We start from the raw sequence: 18,924 nt of genomic DNA on the forward strand, positions 1-18,924 counted from the left end.
CTTATGCGCTTCCGTACGATAGGCAAAGAACAGCCCTCTTGCGCTCCTCTACGGCAGCGGTCATGAAGTGCGATATCGTCTCGACGATCCTGAGAGCCGGCGTTTCCCTTTCTTCGATGAAATGCGCTCCGAAGGAGTGACCGACTACATTGCCGTTCCGCTGCTCTTTACGGACGGCACCATCCATGCGTCGAGCTGGACGACGAGGAATAAGGGCGGTTTTACCGACGATCATCTCGCCGCGCTGCGGTCAGTCATACCGCCCCTTTCGCGACGACGTCGTGATCGCCAACAAATTCATCGTCATATCGATTCGGCGACCGCCGGGCAGAGCGGCCTGGACAGCCGGTCCGAGCACATCAAGGCGCTCGCCGACGCTTCGCTGAAGTGGCTTGGGACCGATGTGGGACAACCTCACAATCGAGGCAACCGGCGAAGCGGTTGCCGCAACGTATGCGTGATTTCGTGGACAGGTCAAAAAGTTCGAATGATCGCCGTATGTATGCGGACCAGCTCGGCAGGGACGATATCCCTTTGCACAGCTTAATCCGTCCCTCTTCGTAACTATGTCCAGCGGCATGCTGTGCTAATTCGTCCGCTAGCTGTCACCATTCGGTCCGGCAATAGCAGAGCCGTCCCATCAATCAGCCATAATACACCGAGATCGTTATCGCTGCTTGGAATGCTCAGCGACAGGGCGAATATTGCGATCGCGCACCCGGTTAGCCTCGACTTGCACGCCGGCAGAATTGGAATGGGTGCGAAGAACGCGGTAACCTACGGAATTTGACCGTTCTCTCCGCGAGCGATATCCTGTTTCGGCCGGGACCTTTGCATCTTTGTTTGAGAGGCTCATGGAATGGTCGACCAAGCCGCGGCATCCGGATTTGCCCTTCGGAAGTTGGGCGGACGACCTCGCGGCTGCCTTCGTGCGACTTGAGCCACGCCGGCTTGCCGACCACCCTTTTGAAGGCGCAATTTCGAGGGCTGATGCCGCTCCGATCCAGATATCGCTGGTCACGGCTACCCGGCATACCGTACTTCGCCTCGCATCGCACATTGCATCGAGCACGGATGATCTTTGCTTTGTCAACCTCCAGCTCGAAGGCGTGGGGCGTACCACGCAGCGCGGTCACGAACAGATCAGCACACCCGGCGATCTGGCGCTTGCGGATACGACGGAGCCATTCGAGATAGCAAACTGCCACAATTTCAGGTTGTTCTGCTTTGCCGTGCCGCGGGGGCTGTTGCCGAAACGGATGCTCGATCGCCCGCGGCTCAACCTGTCCGCGACGGAAGGCGGGCGTGCTCTTTCCAGAACGCTTGCCGGCTATGCCGAGCTCTGCCTGAGCGATTTCCAACGTGCAAAGACCTCGGCGATGGTCGGCGCGCACCTGATCGACCTGATTTCGCAGGCGCCGGAAATCCTCACCGATGTGGCTGCGGAGCGCGTGCATATCCCGGTTCTGCTGTCGATGATGCTTGACCATATTGATCGGCATAGCGATGACCCCGCGCTCGGGGCGGCGACGCTGGCCGCGAGATTTCGCTGTTCCGAGCGTTATGTTCACCGCCTGTTTGCGACGACAGGCCGCTCAGTAGGCGAACACGTCAACGAGAAGCGGATTGTCGCGTGTACGCGCCGGCTTCTCGATAGCGCCGCTCGTCACAAGACCATTGCCGAGATTGCCTTTGCCGCGGGTTTCCGCGACATCTCGCATTTCAACCGCCAGTTCAAGCGCTGCAATGGTTTGACCCCGCGGGAATTTCGCCGCGTGACGGCCGCGCCCTAAGCCATCCGGTTCGCTCCACGCCAAGAAATCGGGCACCACCATCCAAGATTTTCTCTCGTGGCCGGGATAGCCGTTGGAATGAACGGCTGACACTCAGGTCAGGGGATACCGCGATGGCGATCGATTTCACACTCACGGCGCAACAGCGCGATCTCCAGCACGTCTCCCGCAAGTTCGCGAAGGAGGTGCTCGCCGAGGCCGGACGGGCCGAGTTGTTGGCAACTCCGGAAGAGCGCTTCGTTGCAACCAGGCCGACTTATGAGGCGATGGTCGCGGCCGGCTATCTGCGCAAATGCATTCCGGCGCCAGCGGGCGGCGACAACGCCGGGCTGATGGATATGGCGATCCTGGCCGAAGAATTCTACAGCGTAAACCCTAGCGTGACGCTCACGATGCTTGGCACCGTGCTTGGGCTGTTGCCGATTCTGCTCGGCGGCACGCCGGACCAATGTCAACGACTCATCCGGCCGTTTCTGAAGACAAATGGTGCGCCGCTTGCCGGGTTCTGTTCCAGCGAACCGGGGGGTAGCGCCAATGCTGCGTCTCCTCCACCCGGCGAGGGCGTCCGCACGACGGCCAGGCGGGAAGGGGAGAACTGGGTGATCAACGGCCGCAAGAAGTGGGTCTCTTCGGCCACGGGTTGGAACCGTGAAGGCGCCGATGTCCTGTGCGTCGTGTGCCGGACTGATCCAAAGGCGCCACCCGAGACCGCAATCTCAGTCATTGCCGTTGAGAGGCCGGTCAAGGGCATTGCGTTCGAACGTGCGATCAACACCATCGGTCATCGCGCGCATCTCGTCCCACAGTTCGGCCTCCAGAATGTCACGACACCTCACCACAATTTACTTGGACAGGAGGGCGCGGGGCTCGCACTGACCGCCGCGGCGTTCACGGGAACCGCGGCGCTCGTCGGCATCTTCGGCGTCGCCTTGATGCGGGCCGCGTTCGAATTCGCGCTGCATTTTGCGCGCACGGAAAAGCGTGGCGGTGTTCACGCGATCATCGAGCATCAGGCGGTGGGCTATGCCTTAGCCGATGCAAAGACCACAATCGAGGCCGCGCGCTATCTCTGCTGGCGCGCTTGCCATGCGCTCGACACCCAGTCACCTGTGGCCGAGGAGCTCGCGGTCGAAGCGAAGATTTTCGGCTCCGAGGCCGCAGTGCGCGTGATTACCGATCTCATGCGCGTGGTCGGCGTCGACAGCTACGATCACGAAGCGCCTTTCGCGCGTCTGCTCCAGGATGCACTCGCGCTGCCGATCTTCGACGGCGGCAATATGGGCGTTCGGCGGCGGCAGTTGCACACGATGCTGAAGCGAAGCGACTACGATCCGCTCGCCGCGAGCGGAGCGAGCTAGTGCGTCAGGTTGATGATGTTCCGGTGAGAGGGTAGATCGGTGGCCATCGACTTTCGCTTGACCGAGAGCCAACGCGAACTACAGTTTCGCTCGCGAAACTTCGCAAAGGACGTGCTGTCCTCTGCGATCGAGGCGGAGGCCCTGCACACGGCGGAGGAACGGTTCGCGGCAACGAAACCCGCCTACGAAGCGATGATCGCAGCCGGATTTCTGCGCAAATGCATTCCCAGGTCCGATGGTGGAGAGAACACGGGTCTGACCGATACCGCGATCATGGTCGAGGAACTGTATGCCGTGAACGCCAGCCTTACTCTGACGTTGATAGGAACCCTGCTTGGGCTGTTGCCGCTCTTGATTGGCGGCACGAGGGAGCAGCGCGACCGGCTGCTGCCTCGCTTTTTGGCGCCGGCAGGAGCGCCATTGGCGGGGTTCTGCGCCAGCGAACCCGGCGGCAGCGCCAATCCGGCGTCGCCGCCGCCGGGCGAGGGAGTGCGCACCTCGGCAAGGCTCTCGGGTGACAGATGGATCATCCACGGACGAAAGAGCTGGGTCTCGTCGGCCACGGGTTGGGATCGCAAGGGCGCGGACGTTCTCTCAGTTCTCTGCCGCACCGACCCCGACGCGACTCCCGAACAAGGCATTTCGGTCATCCTCGTGGAGCGTCCCGCATCAGGCCTGGTCTTTGGGCGCGCGATCGAATCGGTGGGGCATCGCGCACATCTCCTGCCGCAATTCGAATTCCAGGACGTCAGCGTCCCACGCGATAACGTCCTCGGCGGCGTCGGCGGCGGGCTCGCCCTGACGGGCGCCTGCTTCACCGGTGCAGCCGCGTTGGTCGGAGTTTTCGCGATCGCATTGATGCGTGCGGCGTTCGAATTCACGCTGGGCTTCGCGCGCTCCGAGAGACGAGGTGGTATTCATCCTATCATTGAGCACCAGGCGGTCGGATACGCCTTGGCGGACGCAAAGATGGCCATCGAGGCAACCCGCTGTCTGTGCTGGCGGGCGTGCCAGGCGGTCGACATGCAATCGCCGAGTGCGCAGGAACTCGCCGTCGAAGCAAAGGTCTATGGTTCTGAAACCGCCGTGCGGGTGCTGATGGACCTCATGCGCGTCGTCGGCATCGAGAGTTACGATCGTGCTCTCCCGTTGGGACGCCTGCTGGAGGATGCGCTTGCGTTGCCTCTCTTTGGCGGAGGCAATGTCGGCGTCCGACGCCGACAACTTCACGCGCTCTTGAAACGGCCGGAATACGATCCGCTCACGACCGATGTCGAACGATGAGACTAACGCGAGGCTTCCTTGATCGAAGGGGATAAATCATGAGCACAGAGCAGAAAGTAGCCGTCGTGACGGGGGCATCTCAGGGGATCGGCGCCGGTATCCTCGAGGCCTTCAAGGATCGCAACTACAGCGTTGTTGCGGCGTCGCGGTCAATCAAGGCCTCCGACGATCCGAACATCCTGACGGTGCCGGGCGACGTCGGCGCGCTCGACACGGCGGAAAAGGTGTTTAGGGCAGCGTACGAACGTTTCGGCCGTGTCGACACGCTGGTCAACAACGCCGGCATATTCATGGCAAAGCCATTTACCGCCTATTCGCAGGACGACTATGCGACCTACATTTCAACAAACGTCACCGGCTTCTTTCACATGACCCAGCGTGCGCTGGATCTGATGAGCAAGCAAGGACATGGCCACGTCGTCACCATCACGACGAGCCTCGTCGATCAGCCGATGAGTGGGGTTCCGGCCGCTCTGGCGTCCCTCACGAAAGGAGCCCTGAACGCGGCAACCAAGTCACTCGCGATCGAGTATGCCAAGACAGGCATTCGCGTGAATGCCGTATCACCGGGAATAATCAAGACTCCGATGCATCCGCTTCAAGCGCATCAAGCCCTCGCGGCCCTTCATCCGATGGGGCGGATGGGTGATGTGTCCGACGTCGTGGACGCGGTACTTTACCTCGAGGGCGCAACGTTCGTGACCGGCGAGATCCTTCACGTCGACGGCGGGCAGGCCGCCGGCCACCACATGATCTAGCCGCCCGACATCAAGCCAGCCAGAACGGGGCATGGAAGCGAGAAAATGGCATCCGTGAATGGGATCAGTTTCGCTGGGCCGTCAGTGGCCTGAGCGATGGGCAGTTCCTAGATGGCCGCACCAACTGGATGTCAAATTGCGGGAGAATTACGCCACTCTCTACCGTTACACCGTGGCCTTTCCCGAGTTTCACTGGCTCATGCGCCGAGACTCGCTGACCAACAGCCTGCGGCCGAAGTGGCTCGTGGAAGCCGTGTTGCTGACGCCGCTTCTGGGAAGGCTGACCCCTCAGATCGTTGCGGCACAGGGCCTATTCCCCGCAGTCGATCCCATCCTTTTCCATTACAAGACGGTCAGTCCGACTGCGACGCTGTCGGGATTCGGGCCTGAAATGCGGGTCACGAGCGGACGATCCGCCGAAGACATGGACCCGTACTGATGGACGAGACGGTTTTTGGTAGACCGCACGTGCGCGAAGCCTGTGCGAAGCGATGGGCGCGCGCACCGAGTTTGGCGCTGAGCTTGGGCTAAGAGAGGCCGAACTGCCCGCGCGCGTTGTCGCGGCCGATCTTCCTTCGATCGAATTCGTTGATCTCGAACGGTCGTTATTCTGCGCGAAAGCCGGGCGGAGTACGAGGTTATGCTGGCGATTTCGCGCTCTGCGTAAAGTGCTCTCCTCCCGGCGCTCGGCAAGAAGAGCTGTTCAGCTACAGCAGCAGGTCTGAGTTGGACGATAATCGTCGAGCCTGCACATGCAGGATGACGTGATCGGCGTGTCGGCCTTTGCGAGCGCGGCTGCCAGTTTCGACGAGAGGAGCGGCAATTCGACCTGGTCTTCTCGCCGTTGCAGGCACTCCACCAGGCCATGAAGGGCCCATACGTTGTCCGGATGCTGTGTGCAGCGCTGCACCCTGTTGGTCAAGCCGAGGTCGTCGCGATAGATCTCCTCGGCCTCGGCGTAGTGTCCCTGTTCCATCAGGAGGGCGGCGAGCGCGTGGCGCGGCGGATGCATCCAGGCCCAGGGCTCGGTATAGCCGAGATTGTCGTCGCGCCGGACCGCCTCCCGCAGATGGCGATAGCCTGCCTCGTGATATCCCTTGTGATACTCCAGCTCGCCATCGAGCATGGCTTCGCCGACCGCCAGGACGTCCAGCGCAAAATTGCTGAGAAAGCGCCTCGACGCCGGCACACGGCTTCTGGTGAGATGGAAGAGCCGCCGCTCCTCGTCAGCCCTCGCAAAGTCCTTGAGCGTCGCATGCGCAATGGCGCGGGCGTAGTGGTGCATCGGGATCGTGACCAGGAAGATGTCGCTGTCGGTCGGGACCGGCTCGTCGATGATCTCCTGCCAGCGTCCGAAGCGGATGAGGACATGCATCTTGACCGAGTAATATCCTTCGGTCGTATTGGCCAGCTTGGGGCGATGACGGACGCCGAGAATGTCGGACGTGAGCATCTGTCGTACTTTGTCGGCCGCGGCGATGGCGGGGGCGAATTGGCCCAGGAACATGCAGGTGAACATCATCAGATGCAGGTCGTGGCAGCGTGCGGTCACGTAGAAATTCAGCGAACCGGCGAACTCGGCGTACATGTCGTCGGCCTTGATGGCCTTCTCGCTTGCGATCCTGGCCCGTTCATAGTCGCCGCAGAGGACGTAGATGTGACCCGGCATGTGGTTCATGTGGCCGGCGTCGGGGCACAAATCCGACAAGACATCGGCCGATCGCAAGGCGCGTTCGGGTTCGTTCGACATCTCGAGCAGATGAATGTGAAGATGAATGATGGCCAGATGCAGAGGAATGCCCTGTTCGTCGGCCAACGCGATCGACCTGTCGCAGATCTGGAGGGCCTCCATCGTATCTGCGTTTCGCGACGGCAATCCGGTCTTAACGTCCCAGAGCTTGCGCGGCGTTCGCGTGATCAGCGCCTCGACGAACAGCGCCATCACGTCGTGGTCGTCGGGAAACGCATAGTGGACCCGCCGCATCGCGGCGGCGTAGTCGTCGTCCCAGCGATCGAACTGCTCGGGCTCGACGTGGTGGGGTTTCTGAAACCGCTTCGCGAGCGCTTCGACCAGATGCCGTTCGGCATCCTCCCGTCCCGCGCTCAATGCGAGGGCGCGCTGAACGTGGTGAAAGGCCACAGCCGTGACGCGATCAGCCTCGAGCTCTCCCAGATCGCGCCAGATCAGATTGTAGAAGGGGCCAGATCCGTAAGCGACACCCCAGTGGGCCATGACGCAATCCGGATCGAACGCCAGCGCGTTGTGAAAGCATGTCACGCCCTCTTCCTGGTTGAAGCCGAGGCACCAATTGAGGCCGAGGTTGAACCATTGCTGCGCCTCGGGCGACGTCGTCACGATCGTCCGGCCGTGGGATCCGAGATCGAAAGGATACTCATCGGCGGATTGGAGTGGAGCGGGCTGAGCGCCGAGATCGGACGTTGCTGGTGCGGAACTCTCGGCCTGGATTTGCATGTCTCAATTCTCGGTCCGTCGAAGCGTTTCGTCGCGTGCTCGTCTTGCAGGCAGCGTCACGATGGTTCCTCGGTATCCTCCGGGCTCGTCCGTCGCTTCGTTTTGTCGAAGACCGGCGCGACCATTCCGGGTATGTAGCTGTCGGAGACGAACGAACGGCAGTGGCTCTCGAACGCCTGGAGCAGGCGCGATTTGCTCACGGTCTTCAACGTGGCGGTGCCGATCACCATCGGCCGATTGTCTCCCATCAGCCTGACGCGCTTCAGGCGTTTTCCGTCCAAAGCCTGGTCAGATCGCGGCCTGATGTTGAGGAGCGAGTAACCCAGTCCGTTTGCCACCATGGTCCGGACAACCTCGATGTGCTCGGAGCGCGCATAGATGTTCGGCTCGAGGCCGTCCTTCATGAACAAGGCAAGGAAATATTCCCGGCTGAGCGGCAGATCGAGCAATATCATCGGATGGTCGACCATCTCCTTCAGCGTCAATGCGGTCCGGCTCGCCAGGGGATGGGACTCGCCCAACAGCACGTGCGGCGGCAACCGCGCCAGCGGCAGGAAGTCGATATCGGCAGGGACCTGCAAGTCGTAGATGATCGCGACGTCGATCCGCGACCGCCTCAAATCGTCGAGAAGCTGCTCCGGATTGGCTTCCCGGTGGGCGACCTTCGTCGTCGCGAAGGCGGTGGTGAAGGAGTGAACCAGTTCCGGCACCAGCATCGGCGCAAGTGTGACCATGCATCCAAGCGACAACGTCCCGCGGATCTGGTTGCTTGTCTCGGATGCAAACACATACAGGCGCTGGGCCTGCGCCACGACGCTCTTGGCCTCACGGAGCAAGTCTCGCCCGGCGGGCGTGAGCGACAGACCTTGGGCATGGTGACGAATGAAGAGCTGAACGCCCAGCTCCTTCTCCAGGAAGGATATCGCAGTCGAAATCGACGGCTGGGAGATGTGAATTCGCTCAGCGGCCAAGGTGATGCTCAGCGTTTCGCCCGCAGCGATGAAATACTCAAGTTGGCGAAGCGAATACCGCATGGAACCGACTTTATTGGCCCAAGATGGGCCGTCAAGTGCCGGCATTTGCGTGGAATTCCGACGATTTGGCCGGTGTGAGGGCATGAAGAGCCAAGGGGCGGGGCCGCGGTCAGCGCTGGAGGCGGATCGCGAGGCGAGGTGGGAATCGACGGCGATTGACGAGGGCGCTGCAGCCATTCCTGACGTTTCCAGTACGGCTCCCGGGCGATCATCAGCCGCGCTGCTTTTTCAACGGGCTGTGCAGGCCAATGACCCGGAGTGCAGTATGTGCTCGAAGGAGTACCGATAAAGAATTGCTTTCCTCTAGACTGCTTCGGTTTTCTTGAACCGTCGTACCGGGCGCCATGATGTGATGGTTTAGGCTGGGACTAATGGTGTTGAACGAAACGCGCCGGTCCAAAAGTCGAACGGGGGTGTCGAAGAGATATTCGGGGCGGCCTTTCGACAAGCAGCGAAGGAGATGATTTTTAAACTCCGGCGAAACGCACGGAGATGATTGGTTCAAAAACTGCGATCCAATGAAGAGGAAAATACTGTCCCTCGCTCCTCGACTAAATCCGTCAAACAGGCGATGGCCGGGGATACGGTGCAGTATGCTCGCTTGACTTCATGATTATGTCTATACAACATCGCGTATACGTTTTTTCAGGGGAGCGTATTGAAATGGATCGCCGACAGTTCGTAGGGCTCGCTGCCGCGGGTGCAGCTTCGTCGCTCTCGGTTCTTCCCGCATACGGTCAATCCAAATCAAGCCGCATCGTCATCGTCTCGGAGTCCAATTCGAATACGTTGGACGTTCACACGCCGGGGGCAAACCGTGCGTCCTACGGACTTTGCATGATGACCTACGACAGGCTTGTCCAGTTCGGTACAAAGATTCTGCCGAACGGCGTGCCCACTTACGACTACAACAAGCTCGAGCCGCAGCTCGCGGAAAGCTGGGAAATCGCGCCTGACAATTCCGCGATCGTCTTCAAGTTGAAAGAAGGTCTCAAGTTTCACGACGGCGCGCCGATAGCTGCGCGTGACGTCAAATGGTCGTTCGATCGTTTCGTTTCCGTCGGCGGCTTCCCCCAGCGACAGATGGAGCAGGTCTCACTCACCGACGTAAACCAGTTCGAGGTCGTCGACGAGCGTACCTTCAAGATCAAGCTTCTCAAGCGGGACAAGCTTACGCTTCCCAGCCTCGCGATCGTGGTGCCCGGCATTTACAACAGCGAGCTCTGCAAGTCGCATGCGACGACCGCCGATCCTTGGGCGCTGGAATTCACCAAGGTCAATTCGGCGGGCTCGGGCGCATATAAGGTCGAATCCTTCAAGCCCGACGAGCAGATCATCCTGACGCGCTTTTCGGATTGGAAGGGAGGGACATTGCCAAAACAAGAACGTGCTCTCTATCGGTCCGTGCCCGCGGCTGGAACTCGCCGCGCATTGGTCGAACGGGCGGACGCGGATGTCGCGACCGATCTCCCGCCGCGCGACGTGGCCGATATCGCTGCCGCCAAGAAGATCAAGATCGAGTCAGCGCCACAGGCAAACACCCTGAGGTATCTCGCGCTCTCGACGATAACCAAGCCGTTCGACGATGTGAGAGTTAGGCAGGCGATCGCCTATGCGATTCCCTACGACAAGGTGATCGAGAGCGCCGTCTACGGACGCGCAAAGCCGATGTTCGGCGCGCCTGCGAATGCGCCTCAGGACGCTTCCTGGCCGCAGCCGTTCCCCTACAGCCACGATCCCGACAAGGCCAAGGCGCTGCTTTCCGATGCAGGGCTCGCAGGCGGGTTCGAGACCAAGCTCTATTTCGACGCAGGCGCGGCAACCGTGGACGAACCGGCCGCGCTGATCATTCAGGACGCGCTGGGCAAGCTCGGTGTAAAGCTGACAATCGAGAAGATTCCGGACTTCTTTGCGCGCAGAAGCCAGAAGAACTGGCCGATGGCGATCGACGTTTTCGGCGCTTGGTTTGACGGAGCAGACTTCTTCTTTCGCTGGCTCTGGCACGGGCAAAATACCGTCTTCAATGTTGCCAGCTACAAGAACCCCGAGATGGACAAGCTGCTCGACGCCGCGAGACAGGCGCGCGAGGGGAACGACTACGAAGCGATCGCGAAGCAATTTATCAAGCTCGCGATGACTGAAGTGCCCTACATCCCGCTCTATCAACCCGTGCTGGATGTCGCAGTCCAGCAGGACGTCAACGGGTACGTCTACATGTTCCATCGTCAAGTGGATGCGCGCACCCTGGCAAAGGTCTGAAAGTTGTCCTCCCTGCTGCGGTCGGTTCTCAAGCGGGTCGCGTTTGCGGTGCCGACGATCTTCGGCGTCGTTCTGGTGTCCTTTGCTCTCACGCGGCTGCTGCCGGGGGACCCGGCGGTCTACTTCGCCGGCGCGGCGCCGACTCCCGAGGCGATCGTCGATATCCGCAAGGCCATGCATCTCGATCGACCTTTGTGGGAGCAATTCGGTTCCTACATCGTCAACCTGCTTCATGGCGATCTGGGAAAGTCCCTGATAACCGGTCAGCCCGTTATCAAGGACCTCGCGGCGAGAATGCCGGCGACGCTCGAGCTGACCGGGCTCTCGCTCCTGATCGCATTGCTGGTTTCAATTCCGCTTGGAGTCATCGGAGCGCTTCGCAAGGGCAGTCTGATCGACCACGCTTCCAGGTTCTTCTCGACCACGGCGTTGTCGATGCCATCGTTTTTCACGGGCCTGCTGTTGGTCTTCGTGTTCTATTATCTGCTCGGTCTTGCGCCGGCGCCTCTCGGCCGGATTGATCCACTCGGTCTCCCGCCGCCAGTAAGGTCTGGCCTGATACTGATCGACGGATTCCTTGCGGGTGACTACGAAAGTGTGGCGGATGGCCTCGCCCATCTGGTCCTTCCGTCGATTGCGCTCGCACTCTCCGGCATCGGACCTCTGACCCGGATCACGCGCGGAGCGATGTTGACGGTGCTCTCCAGTGATTTCATGCGGGCTGCCCGTTCCTACGACATGCCGAGGTGGCGCCTGATCTACGTCTATGCGCTCAGAAACGCCTTGCTGCCCGTTCTGACCACGGCCGGCTTTGTGTTCTCGTTTCTCATCAGCGCGAACGTCGTGGTCGAAAAGGTCTTCTCCTGGCCGGGCATCGGTTCGTACGCTCTCGAAGCCCTGGTTGCGTCCGATTATGCGGCCGTGCAAGGCTTCGTGCTCAGCGTCGCACTCCTGTACGTCTTGATCAATATCCTGATCGACGTCCTTTACGGGATTGTCGACGTTCGTGTTCGCCTGGCGGAGTAGGACATGGAGTTCGCGGCAACCCTCCAGGACGGCTTGCGTCGAGACCCTCTGACCGCGACGACGATGGCAATCATCGTGATCGTCTGTCTCGTCGCGATCTTCGGTCCGTTCGTTGCGTCTCACGATCCCTTCGCAACCAATCCCTCGATCGCGCTGAAGCCGCCGACCTGGGAGCATCCCTGCGGCACCGACCAGGTGGGCCGGGACATATGTACAAGGATCGTCTACGCGACCCGTCTCGATCTGTTCATCGCGCTGTCCGCAGTGGCGCTGGGACTCGTCGTCGGAGGCCTGATCGGGAGTCTCGCCGGTTTCTTCGGTGGAATCATGGACCGCCTGGCGATGTGGATCGTGGACACGATCATGGCATTCCCGCTGTTCGTGCTCGCGATGGGAATCGTCGCCGCGCTAGGCAACAGTCTCGAGAATATTATCTATGCGACAGCCATAGTGAATGTGCCGTTTTACGCCCGCACGATGCGGGCAGAGATGAAGCAGCGCCGCGAGATGGGATTTGTGGAGGCGGCGAGAGTGAGCGGGAACGGTCCCTTCAGAATTCTTGCCGTTCACCTCTTTCCTACCGCCGTACCTCAGTTGATGGTCCAGGCGACTTTGACGATGGGCTGGGCAATGCTCAATGCAGCTGCCCTCTCCTTTATCGGTCTCGGCATCAGACCTCCCACACCGGAGTGGGGGATCATGGTGGCGGAAGGCGCCAGCTTCATCATCACGGGTGAATGGTGGGTCGCGCTGTTTCCGGGGCTGACATTGGTCCTGGTCGTGCTCTCGCTCAACCTTGTAGGCGACGGCTTGCGCGACGTCCTCGATGCCAGGGAACGACGCTAGTGCTCGAAGTCAAGAATCTGTCGATCGAGTTTTCGACGCGCCGCGGCACGGTCAAGGCGCTGGACCGGATCGATTTGAGCATTGCTCCCGGCGAGATCGTCGGCCTCGTCGGGGAAAGCGGCTCGGGGAAGTCTGTCCTCTCCTACGCGATATCCGGTTTGCTCGATGCGTCCGCGCGGATCGTGAGCGGCGAGATCCGATGGCATGGCGCCGTCATCGAGCCTGTCAGGGAGCGGCGGAGCACGCGTGCCGCGATTGCGCAGATATTCCAGAATCCCCGGGCGAGCCTGAATCCGATCATGACCGTGCGCCGTCAGCTTGGCGATGTTGCTGGGCGGGACCGGGTGCTGTCACTGCTCGACAACGTCCGTATCGATCCCAATCGGGCGGACCATTATCCGTTTGAACTTTCAGGCGGTCAGTGCCAACGCGTCGGGATCGCGCTCGCTCTCGGCTGTGAGCCCGAACTTCTGATCGCTGATGAACCGACCACCGGGCTCGATGTGACTACCGAAGCAGCCATCATGGCGCTGATCAATGATCTTTCAGAGCGGCGTGCGATGGCCACCTTGCTCGTCACGCACAATCTAGCGCTCGCTGCCGCGCATTGCGATCGCATCGCTGTGATGCACGCTGGACAAATTGTCGAGTGCGGCCCTGCCGAGCGATTGGCTTACTCGCCGATGCATCCGTATGCGGATCAATTGCTTGCATCCGTTCCCCAGCATTCTGAAACCGCCGACGATCTTCGCACCGTACCAGGCCTGCTACCTGACTTGGCCGGTCCCTTGCTGCCTTGTCGATTTGCGCCCAGATGCGATCGTCACCAAGCTGATTGCGATGTATCGCCGCCATTGTTGATGGCTCTTTCTCCTCAGCACTTCGTTGCGTGCAGGCACCCCCTATGCTGAAGGTCTCGCGGCTCACGAAGTCGTTCAAGGGGCGGGGGTGGCGGGCGAACGACGTTCTCGCCGTCGATGATGTCAGTTTCGAGCTCGCTCGCGGTGGCAGTCTCGGCGTCGTAGGCGAGAGCGGCTCGGGAAAGAGCACCCTGGCTCGAATGGTCTCGCGCCTGATCGAAATCACGGGCGGCGGCATTGAATTCGACGGGAGCGATATTGGAGCCGTTTCGCCGTCATCCTTCGTACGTCGTCCGGAGAGGCGGAAAATACAACACGTCTTTCAGGATACTGGCGAGAACCTGACGCCACATCTTACTGCGCGCGCTGCCATCGCCGATCCTATCAGACGACTTGCCGGGTTGACCGACGAACGGCAAATTCGTCACAAGGTAGATACCCTCGCCACAAGCGTTGCGTTAAGCCCGGAGCTGCTGAATCGCTATCCTCATCAGTTGTCGGGAGGGCAAAAGGCCCGAGTGGGAATTGCGCGCGCGCTCGCCTCTGCCCCGGACCTGCTTATTCTGGATGAGCCGACCGCCGCCCTTGATGTCTCGGTTCAGGCGGCCATTCTGAAATTGCTACACCACCTACGGAGCGAATTCGGCTTGGCTTATTTGTTCATAAGTCACGACATCGAGGTTGTCAGACTGATGTGCGAAGATGTTATCATCATGCGCCTCGGGCGCGTGGTCGAACAGGGGCCGACGAGGCAGATTCTCGAGAGTCCCCAGAGCGACTACGGGCGTGCACTGCTGGAAGCGGTTCCTCGTCTTAACGATCGACGGCATGCCTCGAGTGCCTGATCGCGCGTAGCTAACGAGAGAGCTCAGATGTTGGAGCAGACCGCGAGCCTTCCGATGTACAATCTTCCCGAGATGGCGGCCCGAAACGCCGCCTTTTGGGAGGCGCTGTCGAAAGAAGTGCAGGGCCCGAAGCTGGCCACCTTTCCGTCCAATCTTGTGTTCTCGCGCCCGGTCGTGCCGGATGCCATTGGCCCAGAGATCCTGTTCACCCAGACCTGCGGCTATCCGTTGCGGACCATCTATAGCGGACAGTTCGCCTTCCTGGGTGTCCCTACCTACGACTTTCCGGGCTGCGGCCCGTCGACGCATCGGGCCTTTGTCATCGTGGGCAAGGAGTCCCCCTATCGAGCCATCGAAGATCTGCGCGGAGCCAGGTTCGCGCTCAACAGCATCCATTCGAATTCGGGGATGAACCTCCCTCGGATATTGCTGGCCCGACATGGGATCAAGGCCCCCTTCTTCGGGGCAGTCGTGGTGACGCGCTCGCATACCGAGAGCATCAGGCAGGTACAGGCGGGTCATTTCGACGCCGCCTCGATCGATTGCGTGACGTATGGCTTTTTCAAGGAGCTGTGTCCGGAGAAGGTTAGCGGCATCCGCGTGCTCGCCGAGACTCCGGAGAGCCCCGCCATTCCATTCGTCACATCGATAGCGACGCCTTCCGACCAGGCTGAAAAGCTGCGCTCTGCCTTGTTCCGCCTGGTGAATGATCCCATCTACCGGCCGGTCCTTGGCGGGCTCCATATCAAGACGATAACCGCTGTCGATCCGGTCGATTACGAACGCGTCATTGCCTACGAACGCGAAGCCGCTGAACGGGGATATGCCGAGTTGAAGTAACAGGAATGGTGCCGCCTCCATGTAGTGATAGAACCATATGGCGCTGCCGCTTCGAACCAACGACTGCCGCTTAGTTTCGAGCTCCAGGCGGTCTGGTGAGATCCACCAAAGGCAGCACAAGCGAAACGCCACGTTGGATGCTCATGCCAGATATCGATCCTGAGGTGGCGTGGGCGTCATGCGGGTTCTGCGCGTATGCCCCGGAAGAACGGGGCTAGGGGGGAGACTCATGAAATCGCTATCCATCTACATAATTGAGGCAGTGGTCCCGCGACATGAATCGGAACGATCAGTCTACTAATATTGTCTCGAAGTTGCGCGATTTGCTCGGTGACGGTGGCGTCTTAACCTCGCCGGAAGATATCGCTCCTTACGAGCGCGACAATGCGTTGAAGTCGAGCGGTCAGGCGATTTGTGTCGTCCGACCATCCGACACGGCCGGTGTGTCAGATGTCCTCCGGGCCTGCACGGAGGCCGAAGTCAACGTCATACCTCGCGGTGGAGGAACGGGATTGAGTGGCGGGGCGGTGCCGCGGCCGGACGATCGCGCGGTCATCCTCTCGCTCGACCGAATGCGTAAGGTTCGGATGATCGACGTCGTGGGGGATGTCCTGGTGGTCGATGCCGGGATAACGCTATTCGAGGCCCGGGAAGCCGCTCTCAAAGCCGGCCGGACGATTGGTCTCGACCACGGTGGAAGCGGGTCCAGCCAGGTGGGAGGCAATCTGGGGACGAACGCGGGTGGCAATAACGTCCTGCGATACGGCATGGCTCGCGACCAGGTTCTCGGACTCGAATGGGTCTTGCCGAGCGGCGAGATCATTGGACCGCCGAGCGAGCTTCGCAAATCCAATGCTGGTTACGACCTGCGCCATCTCCTGGTCGGGTCGGAAGGCACGCTTGCCGTGATTACCGGGGTCGCTCTCAAGCTGAGACCCGCGCCACTCACGACAGCCACGGCGTTGATGTCGGTCGACACGCCGGCCAAGGCCCTTGAGCTGCTTGGCCTGGCGCGCGAGATCTTTGGCGAAACAGTGAGTGCCTTCGAACTCATGTCGGAGGGCGCGCTGGCATTTCACTCCGCCCATGTATTACGAAAGCCGATCGTTCCGCTCGGCTCTCCCTGGACGGCGCTGGTCGAGTGTGATTCCTCGAGCCGTTTCTTCGATCTTGACGGCGCTTTTGCCTCCTTTCTCGAGCGCGCATTGGAGTCGGGGATCGTCTCGGATGGAGCGCTTGCGTCTTCGACCGCCCAGCGTGCCGCCTTCTGGTCGCTGCGAGAGGGCATTCCGCAAGCGATGCACGCGGCAAAGATTCCTATCGTGAGAACCGATGTGGCTGTACCGATCCGGGCGATCCCGGAATTCGCAGAGCGCATCAAGACGCTCTCGATTCAGCGCATACCGGGTGGACATCCCGTCTTTTTCGGTCATGTCGGAGATGGAAACATTCACTTCAACTTCTTGCCGCCAGACGACATGAATTCGGATGATTTCCGAGCCCGGATGCCGGAAATCTACCGGATCGTCGAGGATGCAGCACTTTTATTCGGCGGCACCATCAGCGCCGAGCACGGCATTGGTCAAACTAAATGTGACGCATTGACGCGAATGAAAAGTGCGAAGGAGATCGAACTGATGGGAGCAATCAAGAGCGTCTTCGATCCCCTTCGTATCCTCAATCCCAATAAGGTGATCCTCCAATGAAGTAGCTTTGTTCGGTGGATCAGATTTTCTGAGGATGAACCTCCGAAGAACGTTTTGGACGCGCTTTTCTTCCGGGAGCATCTTAGAGGGCCTCTGCTTCCCGGAGAAGCCCTGCCATGGGACATCTAGAGACCGAAGCACGTACGAAGACCTTGTGGCGACGCCTCGTCGAGATCTTCGAGGACTACATCAAATATATGGCGCCCTGCTACTGAGATGCATCAAATAGGCGAGAAATAGGCGCTGCCGTCAGCTCTCAATAGCTGGGATCGAGGGTGCGGCTAATCGCTGTGCCTGCGACGGCGGAAGTTTCATCGCGGCCTCAATCTACAGTTCATAGCGATCTGAATCGTCAGCGCACCGTGCAGCCGACCACCGGATCGGCGGTGTTTAGGAGTTGCCTAAGCACTGCGACGAGAAATGATAATTTCCTGGCCGATATGTTTGCTCCTAAGTGAGCTCCGTAACTGTACGCGCGTCTCGCTCGAACGGGCCGGAAATGGAAACAGTGATGGCGATAGAAAAAGTCGATACGGTTGTCGTCGGAGCAGGTCAGGCCGGATTGGCCATGAGCGAGCACCTGAGCGCCGCCGGCATCGCTCATGTCGTCTTTGAAAGGCATCGGATTGCCGAAAGGTGGCGGACTGCGCGATGGGACTCATTGGTCGCCAACGGACCCGCTTGGCACGATCGCTTTCCCGGCATGGAATTTCCGGGTCATCGAGACTCGTTTCCTTCCAAAGAGGTCGTGGCGGACTATTTCGTGTCGTATGCCGAGATGATTGCCGCCCCTGTGCGTTGCGGTGTGGACGTCACGTCGGTTTGCCGGCTCGAGGGCCGCGCCGGCTTTCGCGTCGAAACGTCCACCGGCATATTCGAAGCTCACAACGTGGTAGCGGCGACCGGCCCCTTCCAAATTCCGCTCATCCCCGACGTCATACCCAAGGACTCCGCCGTTACTCAGATCCATTCGAACGACTATCGCAGCCCTGCGCAGTTGCCGGACGGAGGAGTGCTGGTCGTCGGTGCAGGATCATCAGGCGGTCAGATCGCCGATGAACTTCTCAGGGCCGGCAGAGCCGTCTACCTTTCGGTCGGTCCGCACGAGCGGCCACCGCGATCGTACCGCGGGTATGATTTTTGCTGGTGGTTGGGCGTCCTTGGAAAATGGGACATCGAGACAAAAACGCGTGGCACGGAACATGTCACGATCTCCGTGAGCGGTGCTCGCGGAGGTTACACGGTGGACTTCAGGAGACTTGCCGAGGAAGGAATGACGCTCGTGGGCTCGACCAGGTCTTACAGCGACGGCAAGGTGACTTTCGCCAGTGACCTGCGGGAAAATATTGCGATGGGAGATCGGTCGCTCATCTCGCTACTAGATGAGGCGGACGACTACGTCAAACGCACCGGGCTCGATCTCCCCGACGAGCCCGACGCCCGCGTCATGCCGCCAGATCCGCAATGCCTGACCGATCCGCTGTGCGAACTCGATCTGCGCGCGGCTGGCGTGAATACGGTCATTTGGGCCACGGGCTATTCGTCGGACTATTCCTGGCTCAAGGTCGATACTTTCGATCTGGCAGGCAAGCCGAGGCACCAGCGAGGCGTATCGCTTGAGCCCGGGATATTCTTCTTGGGATTGCCGTGGCAGTCGCGCAGAGGCTCGGCGTTCATCTGGGGGGTCTGGCACGACGCGAAGTACCTAGCGGATCGAATCTCCACCCAGCGGCGCTATCGCGACTATCACAACGAGAGGACCGGGGAGATCGATCGCGGCAAGGCCGCAAAGTTACGCAGGGAATCAAACCCGGCGATTGCGAAATAGAGAACAAGGGAAGA

At 60.3% G+C, this 18,924-nt stretch carries 16 protein-coding genes; 14 read left to right on the forward strand and 2 right to left on the reverse strand.

Going from position 1 to position 18,924, the window contains the following annotated elements; genetic code table 11:
- The first annotated feature begins 67 nt into the window (after positions 1-67).
- From IC761_RS06740 to IC761_RS06765, 6 genes are all read left to right on the forward strand, one after another.
- A complete protein-coding gene (locus IC761_RS06740; protein WP_195802492.1) occupies positions 68-547 on the forward strand; it encodes a hypothetical protein in 480 nt (159 codons plus the stop codon).
- Between the two features lie 307 nt (positions 548-854).
- The gene (locus IC761_RS06745) at positions 855-1,793 is read left to right on the forward strand and encodes a helix-turn-helix domain-containing protein (protein WP_195802493.1); all 939 of its coding nucleotides are present in this window, start codon (positions 855-857) and stop codon (positions 1,791-1,793) included.
- 113 nt (positions 1,794-1,906) lie between these two features.
- Complete coding sequence (locus IC761_RS06750; protein WP_195802494.1) at positions 1,907-3,151, forward strand: acyl-CoA dehydrogenase family protein; 1,245 nt, start codon at positions 1,907-1,909, stop codon at positions 3,149-3,151.
- Between the two features lie 39 nt (positions 3,152-3,190).
- Positions 3,191-4,435 (forward strand): acyl-CoA dehydrogenase family protein, encoded by a 1,245-nt coding sequence (locus IC761_RS06755; protein WP_195802495.1) that lies wholly within the window; start codon positions 3,191-3,193, stop codon positions 4,433-4,435.
- 38 nt (positions 4,436-4,473) lie between these two features.
- On the forward strand, positions 4,474-5,193 hold the full coding sequence (locus IC761_RS06760) for an SDR family NAD(P)-dependent oxidoreductase (RefSeq protein WP_195802496.1): 720 nt from the start codon (positions 4,474-4,476) through the stop codon (positions 5,191-5,193).
- 136 nt (positions 5,194-5,329) lie between these two features.
- Positions 5,330-5,632, forward strand: coding sequence for a hypothetical protein (locus IC761_RS06765; RefSeq protein WP_195802497.1), 303 nt, complete (start codon positions 5,330-5,332; stop codon positions 5,630-5,632).
- A 264-nt stretch (positions 5,633-5,896) separates the two neighbouring features.
- Here the strand turns inward: IC761_RS06765 and IC761_RS06770 are convergent, their stop codons facing one another.
- Positions 5,897-7,549 (reverse strand): tetratricopeptide repeat protein, encoded by a 1,653-nt coding sequence (locus IC761_RS06770; protein ID WP_246791449.1) that lies wholly within the window; start codon positions 7,547-7,549, stop codon positions 5,897-5,899.
- A 173-nt stretch (positions 7,550-7,722) separates the two neighbouring features.
- On the reverse strand, positions 7,723-8,700 hold the full coding sequence (locus IC761_RS06775) for a LysR family transcriptional regulator (RefSeq protein WP_195804568.1): 978 nt from the start codon (positions 8,698-8,700) through the stop codon (positions 7,723-7,725).
- A gap of 837 nt (positions 8,701-9,537) precedes the next feature.
- Here IC761_RS06775 and IC761_RS06780 point away from each other — a divergent pair.
- The 8 genes from IC761_RS06780 (at position 9,538) to IC761_RS06815 (ending at position 18,910) form a co-directional block, all read left to right on the forward strand.
- Positions 9,538-10,959 carry an ABC transporter substrate-binding protein gene (locus IC761_RS06780; protein WP_195802498.1) on the forward strand — a complete coding sequence of 474 codons (1,422 nt, stop codon included), beginning with the start codon at positions 9,538-9,540 and terminating at the stop codon, positions 10,957-10,959.
- Between the two features lie 12 nt (positions 10,960-10,971).
- Positions 10,972-11,985: an ABC transporter permease gene (locus tag IC761_RS06785; protein ID WP_195804569.1), complete on the forward strand. Its 1,014-nt coding sequence runs from the start codon at positions 10,972-10,974 to the stop codon at positions 11,983-11,985.
- A gap of 3 nt (positions 11,986-11,988) precedes the next feature.
- The gene (locus tag IC761_RS06790) at positions 11,989-12,831 is read left to right on the forward strand and encodes an ABC transporter permease (protein ID WP_195802499.1); all 843 of its coding nucleotides are present in this window, start codon (positions 11,989-11,991) and stop codon (positions 12,829-12,831) included.
- Complete coding sequence (locus IC761_RS06795; protein WP_246791450.1) at positions 12,831-13,742, forward strand: ABC transporter ATP-binding protein; 912 nt, start codon at positions 12,831-12,833, stop codon at positions 13,740-13,742. Before IC761_RS06790 ends, IC761_RS06795 begins: the two co-directional genes overlap by 1 nt.
- Positions 13,736-14,536: an ABC transporter ATP-binding protein gene (locus tag IC761_RS06800; protein ID WP_195802501.1), complete on the forward strand. Its 801-nt coding sequence runs from the start codon at positions 13,736-13,738 to the stop codon at positions 14,534-14,536. Before IC761_RS06795 ends, IC761_RS06800 begins: the two co-directional genes overlap by 7 nt.
- A gap of 27 nt (positions 14,537-14,563) precedes the next feature.
- The gene (locus IC761_RS06805; protein ID WP_210338520.1) at positions 14,564-15,376 is read left to right on the forward strand and encodes a phosphate/phosphite/phosphonate ABC transporter substrate-binding protein; all 813 of its coding nucleotides are present in this window, start codon (positions 14,564-14,566) and stop codon (positions 15,374-15,376) included.
- 275 nt (positions 15,377-15,651) lie between these two features.
- Positions 15,652-17,082 carry an FAD-binding oxidoreductase gene (locus IC761_RS06810; RefSeq protein WP_195802502.1) on the forward strand — a complete coding sequence of 477 codons (1,431 nt, stop codon included), beginning with the start codon at positions 15,652-15,654 and terminating at the stop codon, positions 17,080-17,082.
- A gap of 511 nt (positions 17,083-17,593) precedes the next feature.
- Positions 17,594-18,910: a flavin-containing monooxygenase gene (locus tag IC761_RS06815; RefSeq protein WP_195802503.1), complete on the forward strand. Its 1,317-nt coding sequence runs from the start codon at positions 17,594-17,596 to the stop codon at positions 18,908-18,910.
- Positions 18,911-18,924 lie beyond the last annotated feature (14 nt).

It is taken from the genome of Bradyrhizobium commune (genome assembly GCF_015624505.1).
Classification (GTDB): domain Bacteria; phylum Pseudomonadota; class Alphaproteobacteria; order Rhizobiales; family Xanthobacteraceae; genus Bradyrhizobium; species Bradyrhizobium commune.

Coding starts and splice junctions, on each gene's coding strand:
- IC761_RS06750 (WP_195802494.1), top strand. CDS start 1,907: ATGGCGATCGATTTCACACTCACGGCGCAACAGCGCGATCTCCAGCAC.
- IC761_RS06800 (WP_195802501.1), top strand. CDS start 13,736: ATGCTGAAGGTCTCGCGGCTCACGAAGTCGTTCAAGGGGCGGGGGTGG.
- IC761_RS06805 (WP_210338520.1), top strand. CDS start 14,564: ATGTTGGAGCAGACCGCGAGCCTTCCGATGTACAATCTTCCCGAGATG.
- IC761_RS06790 (WP_195802499.1), top strand. CDS start 11,989: ATGGAGTTCGCGGCAACCCTCCAGGACGGCTTGCGTCGAGACCCTCTG.
- IC761_RS06745 (WP_195802493.1), top strand. CDS start 855: ATGGAATGGTCGACCAAGCCGCGGCATCCGGATTTGCCCTTCGGAAGT.
- IC761_RS06815 (WP_195802503.1), top strand. CDS start 17,594: ATGGCGATAGAAAAAGTCGATACGGTTGTCGTCGGAGCAGGTCAGGCC.
- IC761_RS06775 (WP_195804568.1), bottom strand. CDS start 8,700: ATGCGGTATTCGCTTCGCCAACTTGAGTATTTCATCGCTGCGGGCGAA.
- IC761_RS06810 (WP_195802502.1), top strand. CDS start 15,652: ATGAATCGGAACGATCAGTCTACTAATATTGTCTCGAAGTTGCGCGAT.
- IC761_RS06780 (WP_195802498.1), top strand. CDS start 9,538: ATGATGACCTACGACAGGCTTGTCCAGTTCGGTACAAAGATTCTGCCG.
- IC761_RS06760 (WP_195802496.1), top strand. CDS start 4,474: ATGAGCACAGAGCAGAAAGTAGCCGTCGTGACGGGGGCATCTCAGGGG.